Consider the following 16,240-nt stretch of genomic DNA (forward strand, 5'->3'; position numbering starts at 1 on the left):
GCTGCAGGTCCGTTACGCGGCAAACCGTCGTCGGCCCCCGGACGGCTGGTCGGCGACCGTCGTGGACAAGCTGTCGGAGCCGCGCCGTATCGTATGCCGGTAGGGCGTGGGGATATCTGAGGAGGGGCGGCCATGGCGCGGGACTACGACAGTCAGTTGTTGGAGTCGGTTTCCGTGCGGCGGCGCAGGCTGCGGGATGCGTTGGTGTTCGGGGGGCAGCGGACGCGGCGGAGTCTGGATGAGAATTTTGGGAAGTTCTTCGGGAGCGTGGCGCTCGCGGCCGTGGTGTGTGCCGGGTGCGTGGGGTGGTCGTTCGTCGCGGGCAAGGTGGCGGACGGATCGCGGACTCCAGGGGTGAGTCCGGCAAGCCCGACCGGCAGCAACGCAGGGACCACGGCGACATGGTGAGTGTGAGTACGGGGATGGAATCGGGGGCCGTGTCGCGTACCTCGCTCAGCCGGGTGACCCTGGTGGGTGAGCGGCGTCGGGTCGATCTGGTGCTTCCCGCGCAGGAGCCCCTCGGTGTGCTGCTGCCGGACATCCTGCGGCTGCTGGGCGACCGGCCGGGAAAGCAGCCGCTGTTGCGACGGCTGGTGACCGCGGACGGGTCGGTGTTGTCGCAGGACGACTCGCTGGCCTCGGCGAAGGTGCTCGATGGGGCGGTGCTGCGGCTTGTGCGGGAGCACGAGACGCCGGCGGCGCCGGTGGTGCACGACGCGACGGATGAGGTCGCCGACGACCTGGATGTGCGCAGTTGGCGCTGGGGCAGGCGGAGCCGTACGTGGACGTCCGGGGCGGCGAGCGTGCTGCTGTCCCTGGTCGCAGGGGCGGCGGCGGCCGATTGGTACGGCCCCGGGAGCGCCGCCCCCTGGCTCGTTGTCGCCGGTGTTCTCGCCGCGGCCGTCGGAGCCGTCTGCGGATGGCTGAGGCGGCGCTCGCTGGGTACCGCACTGCTTCTGCTGGGGGGCGCGGTCGGCGCTCTCGCCTCGTGGGAGGCGGCCTCCACGGGCACGGTGCGGCTGGCAGCCGTCGGGCTGACCGTCGCCGCCGTGCTCGCCTTGCTCGGGGTGTGCACGGAGCTGGGGCGCGGTGGACTCGTCGGAGCGGCGACGGTCGCGCTCGTGGTGGGCGCCTGGGAGGCCGGGCTGGCGCTGACCAGCGTGGCGCGCACGGGAGTCGCGGTCGGTGTGGTCTCGGTGGTGGTGTTGGGATATCTGCCCCGACTGGCCCTGATGGCGGCCGGGTTGACCCGGCTCGACGATCAGCGCTCCGGGGGTACGCCGGTGAGCAGGCACCAGGTGGCGACCGCGCTCGGCGCGACCCACCGCGGTCTGGCGCTGGCCACCGTCGCGATGGCGGTCTCCGCAGGCGCGGCAGGGGTGCTCGCCGTCGGCCCGGGGGGCGGCTGGGCGGCCGCAGCCGCGGGCCTGTTGTGCGTGGTGTTGCTTTCGCGTGCGCGTGCCTATCCTCTGGCGGTTGAGGTCATCGCCCTACTGGCGGCCGGTACGGCCGTCGGGGTGCGTCTGGTGATGCAGTGGGCGGCGGGTACGGGTGAGCCGGAAGGTGCGCTGGTCGCGCTGTGCGTGCTGGCGGTGCTGCCGCTCGGCGTGCTTGCGGTGCGTGTGCCGGAGCACGTTCAGGTCCGGCTGCGCCGGCTGATGAACCTCGTCGAGTCGGTCGGTGTGGTGGCGCTGATCCCGGTGGCCCTCGGGGCGTTCGGGGTCTACAGCCGGCTGCTGCACACGTTCTGAGCCGGAAAGGCGGCAACGGGACCATGGCAGCAGAGGGACCAGCGGAGGGATCAGCAGATGGAGCAAGGGGGTCGGGTGCGCCGGCGCAGGGGGACTGGCAGCGCGATCTCCTGCGCGATCTCGGCGGGGGAGCGGTGACGCCGGCAGAGCATGCGGGATCGGACGGAGGGGGCGGCCCTGTCATACCCGCCCCCGTGGACGGGCCCGCGGCAGCCACTCCCGCGGAGGCCAGCGTGTGGGACACGCCCAGGACCGTGAAGCTGGAGAAGACCGCACCCCAGGCCGCGGCCGCGCCCGCAGGGTCCCCGTCGGCGCCCGCGCACCCCGCCACGTCGGGCGTCAGCGGTGTCGTGCACCCGGTGGTGTCCGCTGCTCCACCGCACGTACAGCACTCCGCCGCACCGCGGGTCGCCACTCCGGCGGCCCCTGCCGCCCACGCTGCGCCCGGTCCCATGCCCGCTGCCGCTCCGCCGGCGCATCCCGCACCGCAACCGGCTCCCGCACGGGAACCGGCTCCCGCACCGCAACCGGCTCCCGCACGGGAACCGGCTCCCGCACCGCAACCGGCTCCCGCACGGGAACCGGCCCCCGCTTCGCAACCGGCTCCCGGACCGACTCCCCACCCATCGCCCCCGCATACCGCCGCGCCCGCTTCCGGACACGTGCACACCCCCACGCCGCTGCGCGGGTCCGCACCCGCCCCGGTCTCCGTGCCGCTGATGCCGCCCGAGCTGGACGCGCTGCGGACCAAGCCGCGGCACGGGGAGACCGTCGCCCAGCGTGCGGGGCGGGCGGTCCGGCGGGCGATCGCGTCGTCGCCGGCCGCGGAGACCTCCGCTGTCACGGAGAACGCGTACGCCATTCAGCAGCCGGTGACCACCGGCCGGCAGATTTCCGTGACGAGCATCCGGGGCGGTGCGGGCAAATCCACCGTTGCCGCACTGCTGGCCCTCACCTATGCGCACTATCGCGCCGACCCGGTGCTGGCCCTGGAGGCCGATCCGGCGCTCGGCACGCTCCCGCACCGGCTGGGGGCGACCCAGGTGCGCTGGTCCGGCACCGACCTGGCACAGATAGTCGATCCCTCGATGCTGATCACGGACCTGACGGGCTATCTGATTCCGTTCCCGGGTGGCGGCTGGATGCTGCCCGGCAGCCAGGGGGCCATCGGCACCCGGCTGGACGTCGATACCTACCGGGTCGTGATGACCTCGCTGCGCCGGTACTTCGCCACCACTGTCGTCGACTGCGAGACGCTGCCCGCCGAAGTGGCGCGCACCGCGCTGGTGACGACGCAGGCACGGATCCTGGTCTCCCCGGCGACTCCGGAGGGGGTGGCGGCCACCCGCTCCATCCTGGACTGGGTGGGTGGGGTCCACCCCCGGATGCTGCCGACGACGGTCGTGGTGCTCAGCCATGCCGCACCGGACACCGGACTCGATGTCCGCAAGGCCGTCGAGCATCTGGGTGTCGGCGGCGCGGCCGTGCTTCCGCTGCCGTACGACCGCCATCTCGCGGCGGGCGGCGCGATCCGTACGGAACTGCTCGGCGAGCGGACGCTGCAGGCGGCGGCGCGGATCGCCGCCGAGGCGATGAACCGCGCGGTTTCGCGCGGACAGGACCGGCAGCGTACGGCCCGGAGCACACCGGCGACTCCCGGCGGCGCCGACCGGACCACGCCCTACGCCGGTCCGTACGCCGCCCCTTCCGCACCCGGCAACGCCACGCCTTACGCCCATCCCTCCGCGCCCGGCGGCACCATGCCCTACAGCGCTGCCCCGGCCAACCGCCACGGTGGTCCGCCTCGGTGAGTACTCGCATGGTGCACCGTCCGGCCCGTAGCACCCGGCCGTTGCCCGGTCCGTTAGAGCGCAGGATCGAGCCGCCCCCCAACCTCCCCGAGGGCAAGTCCGGTTCGGCGGCGACCTCGCTGCTGCCGATGGCGGGGGTCTGCAGCTCGGTCGTGATGATGACGATCGTCCGCAACAGCCAGTTCGCCGCGCTCGGCGCGATCGTGCTGGTGGTGGCGGTGCTCGGCGGGGTGTTGCTGCTCTTCTCGCAGCGCGGTCGCGCGCAGCGGCAGCGGCGCACACAGCGTGAGAGGTACCTGGAGTACCTGGAGGGAATGCGCGAGGAGCTGGGGGCGGAGGACGGTGCCCGCAGGGAGGCGGCCCGGGTTCTCGCCCCGCCGCCGGAGGCCCTGTACGACCTGGTGCGCGACCCGGCGCGGCGGTGGGAACGCCGGCGTACGGACGCGGACTTCCTGGAGGTGCGCATCGGGACCGGCTCGGTGCCGGTGCGGGTGCTCACGGTGGAGCGTCAGGGCAGCAGTGTGCTGACTCCGCCCGACCCGTTCATGCTCAATGAAGCGGCCGGTCTGCAGGAGCGGTTCGGCACCGCTTCGGAGATGCCGCTCACGGTCCCTCTGGACCGGGCGGGCAATGTCACCGTCATCGGTGAGCGTGCGGCGGCGCTGCGTGCCGTGAGGACGCTGGTCATGCAGACGGCGGTCTCGCACGCGCCCGATGACGTGGCGGTCGCCGTCGCCTGCCCCGAGGAGCGGCTGGCCGACTGGGAATGGGCGAAGTGGCTGCCGCACGTCCTCGACCCGCAGGAGTGGGACGGCCCGGTCAACGCCCGCCGTATCGCCACCGACAGCACCGCGCTGGGCGCCGGGCTCGCCGCCGAGCTGCGGCAGCGCGCGACGTACGCGGCGGAGGTGCGGCGCGGGTTGGCGGGCAAGGACGCCCTCGGCCTGACCAAGAGGCTGCTGGTCATCAGCGATGGTTACGGTGCGACGGCCCGCGAACTGCCGCGCCCTGATGAGGCGGTACCGCTCCAGGACATGGGCATCACCGTGGTGCATCTGGTGGCGGAGCAGGTCGACGAGCCGGGCGAGGTGAGTCTGCGGCTGACCGTCGCGGGCGGTGACCCCGGGGACGCCGCGGCTCCCGGCCACGTCACGATGGCGGACCTGCGGAGCGGGGCACCGCACCGCACCTCCGCCGGCCCGGCCGCCCCCGTACACGGCACGCTGGACGAGGTGACCGCGGCGGGAGCCCACGGGCTGGCCCGGATGCTCGCACCGTTGCGGCTCTCCGCGGAGTCCGCCGCGGCGGGTACGCCGTTGTCCGGTCCGGTGGACTTCACCGAGCTGCTGGGCGTTCCGGACCCGCGCGCCCTCGACGTGCGCAGGCTCTGGCAACCGCGCGGCGAACAGGCGTTCCTGCGGGTGCCCATCGGCCTGAACGACGACCGCGAGCCGGTGCTGCTCGATCTGAAGGAGTCGGCCGAACTCGGCATGGGGCCGCACGGGCTGTGCGTCGGGGCCACCGGATCCGGGAAGAGCGAGCTGCTGCGCACTCTCGTGCTGGCTCTGGTGGCCGGGCATCCGCCCGAGGACCTGTCGATGGTGCTGGTCGACTACAAGGGCGGTGCCACGTTCGCGCCGTTCGCGAATCTGCCGCATGTCGCCGGGGTGATCACCAACCTGGAGAATCGCGCGGGTCTGGTCGAACGCGTCCACACCAGCCTCGCCGGGGAGGTCAAGCGTCGGCAGCAGGTCCTCAAGGAGGCGGGCGACCTGCCCGATATCTCCACCTACCGTGCCGCCCGTGAGCAGCGTCCCGGCCTGCCGGCGCTACCGCACCTGTTCGTGGTGATCGACGAGTTCGGCGAACTGCTCACCGCAAAACCGGACTTCATCGACCTCTTCCTCTCGATCGGCAGGATCGGCCGGTCGATCGGAGTGCATCTGCTGCTGTCCAGCCAGCGCATCGAGGGCGGCAAGCTGCAGGGACTGGAGACCTACCTCTCCTACCGGCTGGGCCTGCGGACCTTCTCGCCGGACGAATCGCGCACCGTGCTGGACACCCCGGACGCCTTCCACCTGCCGCCCCTCCCGGGCTTCGGCTATCTGAAGGTGGACACCAGCCACTACGAGCGCTTCAAGGCGGGATACGTCTCCGGGCCGTACCGCGGCCCGGTGGCGCAGGACGACGCCGACGAGGGGCCGACGGTGCTCCCGTACCCGGCCTACAACACCCTCGCCTCCGGGGGGCCCGGGGGCGATGCCGCGCCCGTACCCGCGCGTCGTACGACCGGCCCCAGCCTCCTGTCGGTGATGGTCGACCAGCTCGCGGACGCGGCGCCGCCGGTGCCGCGGATCTGGCTGCCGCCCCTGCCCGCGGCCCTGCCGCTGGATGCCGCCGCGGGCCCCCTCGACATGGACGGCGGGCGCGGTATGCAGCTGTCGAGGCGGCCGCAGGAGCCGATGCGCGTGCCTCTCGGGCTGCTGGACGACCCGGCCCGGCAGCGGCAGGAGCCCTGGATCGTGGACCTGACCGCGGCAGGCGGGCATATCGCCGTCATCGGCGGCCCGCAGAGCGGCAAGACGACTTTGCTGCGCACCCTCATGTTGTCCCTCGCGCTCACCCGTACCCCGCAGGAGGTCGGCGTCTACGGCCTTGACCTGGCCGGAGGCGGGTTGCAGAGCATGGCTGGTCTGCCGCACGTCGGCGGCGTCGCCGGCCGGACGGACCGTGAGCGGGCCGCCCGCACGGTCGAAGAGGTGCGGGCGATGCTCACCGCCCGCGAAGACCTCTTCCGGGAGTACGGCATCGACTCGGTCGAGCAGCTGCGGCGCATACGCGCGCGGGGCTCGCTGGCGGCTCTGCCCGGCCTCGCCTCCACCGACATCGTCCTGATCGTGGACGGCTTCGGTGAGCTCAGGGAGGACTTCGAGGAGCTGGACGACGCCATCGGCGACCTGCTCAAACGAGGCAGCGGCTACGGCATCCATGTGGTCGCCGGCATGCTGCGCTGGAACGACGTCCGGATCGCGGCGCAGTCCGCCTTCGGGAGCAAGATCGAGCTGCGGCTCAACGACCCCGGCGACTCCATGATCAGCCGCAAGCTCGCCGAAACCCTCGCCCCGGACGAACGCGGCCGTGCGCTGACCGACCAAAAGCTCTTCGTGCAGGTCGCCCTGCCGCGCATCGACGCGCTCGGTACCGTGGATGATCTCGGCGAAGCGGCCGAGCAGGCAGTCCGAACGGTGCGCGCGGCCTGGAGCGGGGAAGGTGCCGCTCCCGTACGGGTGCTGCCGACGAGGCTGCCCGCGGCCCGGCTGCCGCTGCCGACGGAGGAGCCACGGCGGGTACCGCTCGGCCTTGACCAGGCGGGACTGCGGCCGGTCGTCCTCGATCTGTTCGACCGGGACCAGCACCTGCTGGTCTTCGGTGACGGCGAGTGCGGCAAGACCAATCTGCTGAGGCTCGTGGCACAGGGACTGATGGAGCGCTACGGCGACGACGAGCTGGTCTTCGCGGTGCTGGATCCCCGTCGTGGCCTGCACAGCCTGGTGCCCGAGGAGTACCGCGGCGGGTATGCGCACAACGCCCGGCTCGCGGCCGGCTTGTCCTCGGCCATCACCCAGGAGCTGCGGAAACGACTGCCCGACGATGCGGTGCCGCCGGAGGTGCTGGCGGCGGGGGCCGCCTCCTTCGCGGGCCCACGCATCGTGGTGCTGGTCGACGATTACGACATCCTCGCCTCGGCGGGGCAGCAGCCGCTGGAGCCCTTCCTCCCCTACCTGTCCTCCGCCGCGGACATCGGCCTGCACTTCGTCGTCGCCCACCGTGCATCGGGCGCGGCACGCGCGCTGTACGAGCCGTTCCTGATGACTCTGCGGGAGAGCGGGACGTCTGCGGTGGTGATGGCCGGCGACCGGGGCGAGGGGCAGCTCTTCCCCGGCGTCCATCCGTCGGACCAGCCGGCCGGACGCGGTGTGTTCGTACGCCGCGGGGAACGCAGCAGGCTCGTCCAGACGGCGATGGCGGCGGAGTCGGTTCGTGCCCCTGCGGAGTTCCGGGGGCCGGCCGAGACGGATCGACAGGAACGGGCTGACACGTGACGACAGATGTCATCGCGCTCACCGAGCGTATGCCGGACGTGTGGACGGTCGCAGCCGGGATGCTGGCGGGCGGCCCCGAGTCCCGGGTGGCCGCCGAGTCCGGCGGCGCGGTGCTCCAGCTGTCGGACGGCGAGGGCCGGCCACTCGCCTCCATCGAGGCGCCCATCCTGGTGCACACGCCGGGTGAGGCCGTGCGGTTGCTCGGCCCCGATTACGCGTGGGCGGGGCGGGACCGTCCCGTGTGGTGGACGGAGATCCGGGCGGCCACCGGCGCGCGGGGCGCGGACCGGCTCGCCGGCGTCATCGCGAGCCGCCTCGTCGGACGACTGGGCGGCACGGTGTGGCCTCGTGCGGCGGCAGTGGAGGAGTACGGGGAGACTGCTTCGGGCGTCGAGGCGAGCGCCGGCCGGATCACGGGGCAGGCCGCGATCGATGTGCTCACGGACAAGGCGGCGGTGATCATCCTCGACCGGCCGGTGGTCGCCATGACGGCGTGGCTTGCCGACGCCGTGCGGGCGACCGCCGGAGAGCGCGCCCTGCAGATCGTCACTCCGCCCGGCGCGCGGCTCACCCTGCCGGTGCGTACGGTCCTGTCCGGGCATCCCCATCGCTGGGTCGTCCAGGACGGCGAGGGCGGGTACTACGACGGCCTGTCGGGCTCCGAGGTGCACTGGCAGGACGGACAGTTCACGGCCAACGGTGAGCTGGCGGACGCGTTCGTCCGTGGCACGTTCGCGGAGGCGGCGCCGAGCCGGGGGGCTTCGCCCGCGGCACCCCCCGACGACAGGCCCGCACCGGGCGGACAGCTCCTGCTCTCGTTGCGCACCCACCATCCCGCCGAGGACGACCTGCTCCTGGGCGGCGCGCTGGAGGACATCTGGCACCGGCTCACCGGTGCTCCGCCCGCAGGCTGGGGTACGGAGGAGCCGGCCGCGTCGCGCTGGTCCCGACAAGAGCTGACGGCCCTCGTCCGCGACCGCGCACCCGAGCCCACCTGGCTGGTGGTCGTCGGCCGGCCGGAGCGTCCGGCGATCGCGACGCTGCGGGTGCGGCGTACGAGCGAGGGCGTGGAGGAGGACATGACCGTGGCCTTCGGCTTCGCCGACGAGGCCGAGGTCCCGCTCGACGAGCTGCCCGCGGTTGCGGAGCGCCTGGTGGCCCGGCACGGCCTGGAGTCCATGATCGTCCAACGGCGTGGCGCACGCGCGGATCTGGCCGTCCCCGCGCAGCTCGAGGCCCCGCCGCTGCCGGTGGCTTTCGTCCTGGGCAGCGAGGCGGTCCGCGAGGTGGGAATCGCCCGCGCTCGTCGTACGCCGCTGCCCGATCCACCACAGCAGCTCGGACCGGCGGCCGCGGCCGGTTTCCTCTACCCGCTGGGAGCGGCGGGAGCCGAAGCACTGGAACGGCTGATGGCGTACCTGCACCCGCCGGGTGAGGACGGATGACGGATGACGGGTGAGCGGTCGGCCGCATCGGCCACACCGTACGTCCGGTCCGTGAGACACCCCCTGAGACAATCGGGCCGGCCGTCCACGCTGCCGGCCGCCCAGGTAGGGCGAAGTGGGGACAAGCCCACCGTCCGCGACGATGCGGCTGCGGGGCGCGGCCGGGGCAGGGCCTAGACTCCGGTCCGTACAGATCGTCGAAGTCGTTGAACAAGCGCAGTAGGGAGCGAGGGGCGGACGTGCCGGACGCGACCGTACGCACCACCATCGCCACGGACTACTTCCAGGGCTACTCGGTCGTAGGGCTCATCGCCGTGATCGGCGTGCTCTTCGTGGCCGTGGCCTTCGGAGCCGGGCGATTGCTGCGGCCTGTGGTGCCGACGCCCGAGAAGCTGCTGACGTATGAATGCGGCGTGGACCCGGTGGGCGAGGGCTGGGCGCACACCCAGGTCCGCTACTACGTCTACGCCTTCCTCTACGTCGTCTTCGCCGTCGACTCGATCTTCCTGTTCCCCTGGGCGACGATCTTCGCCGCCCCCGGTTTCGGCGGCGTGACGCTGGTGGAGATGTTCATCTTCCTCGGCTTCCTCGCCGTCGGCCTGCTCTACGCATGGAAGAAGGGCGTCCTGGAATGGACGTGACCCCCGCCGCCAACGGAACGGCAGCCGCCTCCGAAGGCGCCGCCCCCGAGTACCTGCCCGAGCCCCGGCGTCTGGGCACGCTGGCCCGGCTCGCACCCGAACCGATGAAGGTGGTCCTCAACTGGGGCCGCCGCTACAGCCTGTGGGTCTTCAACTTCGGCCTCGCGTGCTGTGCCATCGAGTTCATCGCCGCGTCCATGGCCCGGCACGACTTCATCCGGCTCGGCGTGATCCCGTTCGCGCCCGGCCCGCGCCAGGCCGACCTGATGGTCGTCTCCGGCACGGTCACCGACAAGATGGCGCCCGCGGTCAAGCGGCTCTACGAGCAGATGCCCGAGCCGAAGTACGTCATCTCCTTCGGCGCCTGCTCCAACTGCGGCGGCCCCTACTGGGATTCGTACTCCGTCACCAAGGGCGTCGACCAGATCATCCCGGTGGATGTGTACGTACCGGGCTGTCCGCCGCGGCCCGAGGCGCTGCTGCAGGGCATCCTCAAGCTTCAGGAGAAGATCGCGCGCGAGTCGCTGAGCGAGCGCTACCAGCAGGGCGGCGGCCGGCCTTCGGCGGCCGCGCTGCGCAGCGGCCTGGTGGCACCGCCCGCACCCAAGCCGGCGGGGGAGGAGCCCCGATGAGCGAGCAGCCGGAGCAGTCGGCCGAGCGGCCCGAGGGGTCGGCCGGCCGGCCGGGGCCGCCCGAGCCCGAGCAGTCCGCCGAGCCGGTGGCCGAGCCGGTCGTCGGCTGGCTGCCGCGGCCCGCGAGCGAGATCTTCGGCCCGGGCGCCACGGCCGACGAGGCCTACGACCTGCTCACGGTCGACGTCCCGGCCGACGGCTGGATCGCCGGTCTGACGGCGGCCCGCGACGACCTCGGCTGCACCTATTTCGACTGGCTCAGTGCCGTCGACGAACCCGGCACCGGCTTCCGGATCTGCGCGCACCTCGCGGATGTGGCGCACCCCGGGTCCGTCCGCCGCCTGATCGTCCGTACGACCGTGCCGCACGATGCGGCCGCGCTGCCCACCGCGGTGGGCGTGTACGCGGGCGCGGAGTGGCACGAGCGCGAGACCCACGAGATGTTCGGTGTGGACTTCACCGGCCATCCGCACCTCGTCCCGCTGCTGCTGCCGGACAGCTTCGAGGGCCATCCGCTGCGCAAGGACTTCGTGCTCGCGGCGCGGGTCGCCAAGGCGTGGCCGGGGGCGAAGGAGCCGGGCGAATCGGAGCACGGCGGGCCCAAGCGGCGGCAGATGCTGCCGCCGGGCGTCCCCGATCCGAACGACTGGGGCCCGCTCAAGGGCCAGCTGCCGCCCGCCCCCGCACGGCCGGCGCGGGGCGCACGCGCCGCGGGCGGTGCGCGCGCGGCGGGTGCGGCGGGTGCGGCCGCGGGCGAACGCCCGGCGCGGCGCACCCGTACGGCCGAGGCCGGATCGGCGAGCCAGCAGGCCGCGGGGGAGGCCACCGCGGCCCCGGCCGCCGCCGAGGGCCCCGAGCGCCCGGCGCGGCGCACCCGTTCGGCGAGCGCGGGATCGGCGAGCCGGCAGGCGGCGCAGGCGGCCACGCCCCAGGAGGCCCCGGCTGCCGCGGCCCCGGCGGCGGAGCCCGCTGAGGTGAGCCCGGCCGAGGAGGCGGCACCGCCCGCCTCCGACGCCCCCTGGCACCACGCCCGCCCGGCCTTCGAGGGCTCGGAGAGGGCGTCCGAGCCGTCGAGCGGACCCGAGCAGGCACAGCAGTCCGGCCCGGAGAAGAAATCCGAGTCGGAGAAGCGGTCCGAGCCGCGGTCGACGGCCGAAGCGGAGCCGGAGCCGGAGCCCGGGGCGGAGGACGGGCCGGCGCCGAAACCCGCCGCCGAGCCGCAGCCGCAGCAGGATCCGCAGCCGCAGAAGGATGTTCCCGACGACCCGGCAGGAGGCGAAACCCCATGAGCGACACCCTCGCCATCGCCCTGCGCCTCATCGCCGTCTTCGCCGTCTTCCTGGTCCTCCCGCTGGTCGTCGGCCAGACCGAGCACAAGGTCATGGCCCATATGCAGGGCCGCCTCGGGCCCATGTACGCGGGTGGTTTCCACGGCTGGGCCCAGCTGGTCGCGGACGGCGTCAAGTTCGCGCAGAAGGAGGACATCGTCCCGGCGGGAGCCGACCGGCGGATCTTCCAGCTTGCGCCGGCCGTCGCCCTGCTCCCGTACCTCCTGGTCCTGGTCGCCGTCCCGGTCGGCCCGCACAACGCCGTGGGCCAGGCCCTCGACGCGGGCATCTTCTTCGTGCTCGCCGTCATGGGCGTCGGCGTGCTCGGCTCGCTGATGGCGGGCTGGGCGTCGGCCAACAAGTTCTCGCTGCTCGGCGGTCTGCGGACGGCCGCCCAGCTGCTGGCGTACGAGCTGCCGATGCTGCTCGCCGCCGCGTCGGTCGCGATGGCGGCCGGCACGCTCTCCCTGCCGGGCATCCTGGACGCCTTCCACTGGTGGTGGGTGCCGTGGCAGATCGTGGGCGGAGTCGTGTTCTTCACCGCCGGACTCGCCGAGCTCCAGCGTCCGCCGTTCGACATGCCGGTCGCCGACTCGGAGATCATCTTCGGCGCGTACACCGAGTACACGGGCCTGCGCTTCGCGCTCTTCCTCCTGGCCGAGTACGCGGGCATCGTCGTCCTCTGCGCGCTCACCTCCGTCCTCTTCCTCGGCGGCTGGCACGGCCCGTTCGGCCTCGACGGCCTGGGCTGGCTGTGGACGCTGCTGAAGACCGCGATCCTCGCCTTCGGCGTCATCTGGCTGCGCGTCACCTACCCGCGCCTGCGCGAGGACCAGCTGCAGAAGCTCGCCTGGACGGTCCTGATCCCGCTCGCCCTCGCCCAGATCGCCCTCACCGGCGTCATCAAGGTGGTGATCTCCTAAATGGGTATCCCCGGCAGCGGCCTCGCCAAGGGCCTGGCCGTCACCCTTCGCACGATGATGAAGCGTTCGGTCACCGCGCAGTACCCGGACGTCCAGCCCGACCTGCCGCCCCGTAGCCGCGGCGTCATCGGGCTGTTCGAGGAGAACTGCACGGTCTGCATGCTGTGCGCCCGCGAGTGCCCCGACTGGTGCATCTACATCGACTCCCACAAGGAGACGGTGCCGCCCGCCGCCCCCGGAGGCCGCGAGCGCAGCCGCAATGTGCTGGACCGCTTCGCGATCGACTTCGCGCTGTGCATGTACTGCGGCATCTGCATCGAGGTCTGCCCGTTCGACGCGCTGTTCTGGTCGCCGGAATTCGAGTACGCCGAGACGGACATCCGCGAACTGACCCACGAGCGTGACAAGTTGCGCGAGTGGATGTGGACGGTGCCCGAGCCCCCGGCGCTCGACCCGGCGGCCGAGGACCCCAAGGAACTCGTCGCCGCCCGCAAGGCCGCGGACAAGCTCGCCGCCCAGCAGGCGGCCGAAGCCGCAGCCGCAGCCGAAGCCCGGGAAGAGGCCCCGGACACCAAGGAGGAGGGGACGTGACGCTCGCCGCCACCGCCGCCGGCCACGGCTTCCTCTCGCCCAGTGGTGTCGAGATCGCCTTCCTCCTGGTCGGCATCGTGACCCTCGGCGCGGCCTTCGTCACGGTCACCACCAGGCAACTGGTGCACGCCGCCCTGTGGCTGGTGGTCGCCCTCGGCGGGATCGCCGTCGAGTACCTCCTCCTGACCGCCGAGTTCATCGCCTGGGTACAGGTGCTGATCTACGTCGGTTCGGTCGTCGTCCTCCTGCTCTTCGGGCTGATGCTGACGAAGGCGCCCATCGGCCGCTCCCCGGACGCCGATTCGGGCAACCGCTGGGCCGCACTCGTGGTGGCCGTCGCCGCCGCCGGTGCGCTGGTCTGGGTCGTCGTGGACGCCTTCCGGGCCACCTGGATCAACCTCGACGGCGCCGTGCAGGGCTCCACCGAGACCTCCGGACGCACTCTCTTCCAGTACTGGGTGCTGCCCTTCGAAGCGCTGTCCGTGCTGCTCCTCGCCGCGCTCGTCGGCGCGATCGTGCTGTCCCGGCGGACCGGAGAGGCGGCCGACGGGGGCGGCACCGCCCTGCGCGCCGGCACCGCCCCGCACGCCGAATCCGCCCTGCGAGCCGAGTCCGCCGCGCCCGCTCCGCGAGAGGACCAGCGCTGATGCATCTCGCCTATCCGGCCGTCCTCGCCGTCCTTCTCTTCTGCACCGGTCTGTACGGCGTGCTCGCGCGCCGCAACGCGATCCTGGTGCTGATGTCCGTCGAGCTGATGCTCAACGCCGTCAACCTCAACCTCGTCGCCTTCGACGTCTGGCTGCGCGACACGCTGCACGCCGGCCAGGCGCTGACCCTTTTCACCATCGCCGTCGCCGCCGCCGAGATCGGCATCGGCCTGGCGATCGTGCTGCTCGTCCACCGCAACCGCGGCACCGCCGACATCGACCGGCTCCGTGACCTCGCGGAGCGGCCCGACGATGCGGACCGCGACGCGCAGCCGCAGTCGGACACCAAGGCGGAGGCCACCGCGTGACGCTCACCACCACCGCCGTCCTCGTCCCTCTCCTGCCCTTCCTCGGAGCCGTCGCCGGCCTCCTCCTGGGGCGGCGCACGCCCGGTTTCGTACGGCCGCTGGCCGTGCTGCCGACGCTCGCCGCGGCAGCGCTCGCGATCTCCGTCGCCGTCCAGCAGGGCGGCGGCCCGGCCACCGACGTCGCCACCGAGCTCACCCCGACCGGCTCCGTCCCCATCGACCTGGCCCTGCACATCGACGGCTTCGCCGCGCTGATCGCGGTCCTGGTCGGTGTCGTGGCGACCTGTGTGCAGATCTACTCCACCGGCTATCTGCGCGACGACCCGCGCTATCCCTCCTACGCCGCGCTGGTCTCGCTCTTCACCTCCGCGATGCTGCTCGTCGTCTACACCGGCGACCTGATGGTGCTGCTGGTCGGCTGGGAAGTGATGGGCATCTGCTCGTACTTCCTCGTCGGCCACTACTGGGAGACCGAGGCCGCCCGCGCCGCGTCCCTCAAGGCTTTTCTCGTCACCAAGCTCGGCGATGTGCCCTTCCTCTTCGGCATCTTCGCGCTGGCGGCCGACACCGGGACGTTCCGGATCACCGGCATCCTGGGGCACGTCGCCAGCGGTGGTCTGGACCACCCGACGCTGATCGCGCTGCTGCTGCTGGGCGGCGTCGCGGGCAAGTCAGCGCAGTTCCCGCTGCACACCTGGCTCCCGGACGCGATGGCCGGCCCGACGCCCGTCTCGGCGCTGATCCACGCCGCGACGATGGTGGCGGCCGGTGTCTATGTCGTGGCCCGGCTCCTCCCCGTCTTCGCCGCCTCCGCCGCGGCGCTGGTCGTGCTCGCCGCCATGGCCGCGATCACCATGGTCGGCTCCGGCCTGGCCGCCCTCGCCCAGGACGACATCAAGCGCGTCCTGGCCTATTCGACGGTGGGCCAGCTCGGCTACATGCTCGGGGCACTGGCCGTCGGCGACCGCGGTGCCGCCGTCTTCCACCTCCTGACGCACGGTGCCTTCAAGGCGCTGCTCTTCCTCGGCGCGGGCGTGATCATCCACGCCGCCGGGACGAACTCGCTGGCCGCCATGTCCCGGATGACCGGCCTGTCCCGGCGCATCCCGGACGCCTACTGGACGGTGACCGTGGCGCTGCTCGCGCTCGCCGCGATCCCGCCGTTCGCCGGCTTCTTCTCCAAGGAGGCCGTCCTCGGTGCCGCCGAACACGCGGCCGGCGGCGACGCGCACGGCATTCCCGGCGCGGTCGGCTGGACCGTACTGATCTCCGGCCTGCTCACCGCCCTCCTCACCGCGGGCTACGCCACCCGCCTGTGGCTCCTCGCCTTCAAGGGCAAGGGCACCGAGGTCCCGGACCACGGCCGTCAGCCCGTCGTCATGAACGCCATGCTGTGGGTGCTGTTCGTCCCCACCGTCGCGCTCGGTCTCACGGGCCCCTACCTGCCCGACTGGTTCGACGGACGCTCGCTGGCCCCCACCCTGACCACCTCGGTCCTGGGCACCGGCGTCGCCCTCGTCGGCGTCCTGGTCACCTACGCGGCCTGGCGCCACACCAGCGCCGTCGCCGCCCGCACGCCCATCGGCGCGGTCGCGGTGGCCCCGGACGCCGCCCCCGGCCTCGCCGAGGAGCTGGCCATCGAGAGCCACGCCCCGGTCTACGGCGACGTCGCCGGCGCCCCGGACCCGGCCGACCCCGGCCGCCTCCTCCTCGGCCCGCTCCACCGCCACGCCGCCGTCGGCTTCCATCTCGACGCCGTCTACTCAGCGCTGTTCGTGCGGCCCGTGCGCGCCGCCGCCACGCTCGTCCGCTTCCTCGACCGCGAGGTCGTCGACACCTATGTGCGCGGCGCGGGCACCGCACCCCGCTGGCTGGGCGCCGCCGTCCGCCGCGCCCAGACCGGCAATGTGCAGACCTACCTCGGCGCCCTGCTGGCGGGCTCGCTCGTCCTGGCCGTCGCCGCCGTCCTCGTCGCTACGGGCACGGGAGCCTGACCGTGA

13 protein-coding genes are annotated in these 16,240 nt (G+C 72.9%); all 13 read left to right on the forward strand.

Annotated features, from left to right (window positions below; translation table 11 throughout):
* The first annotated feature begins 132 nt into the window (after positions 1-132).
* The 13 genes from ACGFML_RS21060 to ACGFML_RS21120 all read left to right on the forward strand — a co-directional run bounded on the left by ACGFML_RS21060 (position 133) and on the right by ACGFML_RS21120 (position 16,234).
* The gene (locus tag ACGFML_RS21060; RefSeq protein ID WP_393545800.1) at positions 133-408 is read left to right on the forward strand and encodes a hypothetical protein; all 276 of its coding nucleotides are present in this window, start codon (positions 133-135) and stop codon (positions 406-408) included.
* 14 nt (positions 409-422) lie between these two features.
* Complete coding sequence (gene eccD, locus ACGFML_RS21065) at positions 423-1,751, forward strand: type VII secretion integral membrane protein EccD (RefSeq protein WP_393546390.1); 1,329 nt, start codon at positions 423-425, stop codon at positions 1,749-1,751.
* A gap of 662 nt (positions 1,752-2,413) precedes the next feature.
* Positions 2,414-3,562 (forward strand): hypothetical protein, encoded by a 1,149-nt coding sequence (locus ACGFML_RS21070; protein WP_393545802.1) that lies wholly within the window; start codon positions 2,414-2,416, stop codon positions 3,560-3,562.
* Positions 3,559-7,665, forward strand: coding sequence for a type VII secretion protein EccCa (gene eccCa, locus ACGFML_RS21075; protein WP_393545804.1), 4,107 nt, complete (start codon positions 3,559-3,561; stop codon positions 7,663-7,665). Before ACGFML_RS21070 ends, eccCa begins: the two co-directional genes overlap by 4 nt.
* Entirely contained in the window at positions 7,662-9,110 is a 1,449-nt protein-coding gene (locus ACGFML_RS21080; RefSeq protein WP_393545806.1) for a DUF6177 family protein, read from the forward strand. Before eccCa ends, ACGFML_RS21080 begins: the two co-directional genes overlap by 4 nt.
* A 239-nt stretch (positions 9,111-9,349) precedes the next feature.
* Positions 9,350-9,751, forward strand: coding sequence for an NADH-quinone oxidoreductase subunit A (locus tag ACGFML_RS21085; RefSeq protein WP_393545808.1), 402 nt, complete (start codon positions 9,350-9,352; stop codon positions 9,749-9,751).
* Positions 9,742-10,383: an NADH-quinone oxidoreductase subunit B gene (locus ACGFML_RS21090; protein WP_393545810.1), complete on the forward strand. Its 642-nt coding sequence runs from the start codon at positions 9,742-9,744 to the stop codon at positions 10,381-10,383. The genes ACGFML_RS21085 and ACGFML_RS21090 overlap by 10 nt, the downstream gene beginning before the upstream one ends.
* The gene (locus ACGFML_RS21095) at positions 10,380-11,672 is read left to right on the forward strand and encodes an NADH-quinone oxidoreductase subunit C (RefSeq protein ID WP_393545812.1); all 1,293 of its coding nucleotides are present in this window, start codon (positions 10,380-10,382) and stop codon (positions 11,670-11,672) included. Before ACGFML_RS21090 ends, ACGFML_RS21095 begins: the two co-directional genes overlap by 4 nt.
* Positions 11,669-12,634, forward strand: a complete 966-nt coding sequence (locus ACGFML_RS21100) for an NADH-quinone oxidoreductase subunit H (protein WP_393545814.1) — start codon at positions 11,669-11,671, stop codon at positions 12,632-12,634. Before ACGFML_RS21095 ends, ACGFML_RS21100 begins: the two co-directional genes overlap by 4 nt.
* The gene (locus ACGFML_RS21105; protein WP_393545816.1) at positions 12,635-13,225 is read left to right on the forward strand and encodes a NuoI/complex I 23 kDa subunit family protein; all 591 of its coding nucleotides are present in this window, start codon (positions 12,635-12,637) and stop codon (positions 13,223-13,225) included.
* Complete coding sequence (locus ACGFML_RS21110) at positions 13,222-13,872, forward strand: NADH-quinone oxidoreductase subunit J (protein ID WP_393545818.1); 651 nt, start codon at positions 13,222-13,224, stop codon at positions 13,870-13,872. The genes ACGFML_RS21105 and ACGFML_RS21110 overlap by 4 nt, the downstream gene beginning before the upstream one ends.
* Complete coding sequence (gene nuoK, locus ACGFML_RS21115) at positions 13,872-14,240, forward strand: NADH-quinone oxidoreductase subunit NuoK (RefSeq protein ID WP_393545820.1); 369 nt, start codon at positions 13,872-13,874, stop codon at positions 14,238-14,240. Before ACGFML_RS21110 ends, nuoK begins: the two co-directional genes overlap by 1 nt.
* On the forward strand, positions 14,237-16,234 hold the full coding sequence (locus tag ACGFML_RS21120; RefSeq protein WP_393545822.1) for an NADH-quinone oxidoreductase subunit L: 1,998 nt from the start codon (positions 14,237-14,239) through the stop codon (positions 16,232-16,234). The genes nuoK and ACGFML_RS21120 overlap by 4 nt, the downstream gene beginning before the upstream one ends.
* Positions 16,235-16,240: the final 6 nt, after the last annotated feature.

Source organism: Streptomyces sp. NPDC048650 (assembly GCF_043199095.1).
Taxonomy (GTDB): Bacteria; Actinomycetota; Actinomycetes; order Streptomycetales; family Streptomycetaceae; genus Streptomyces.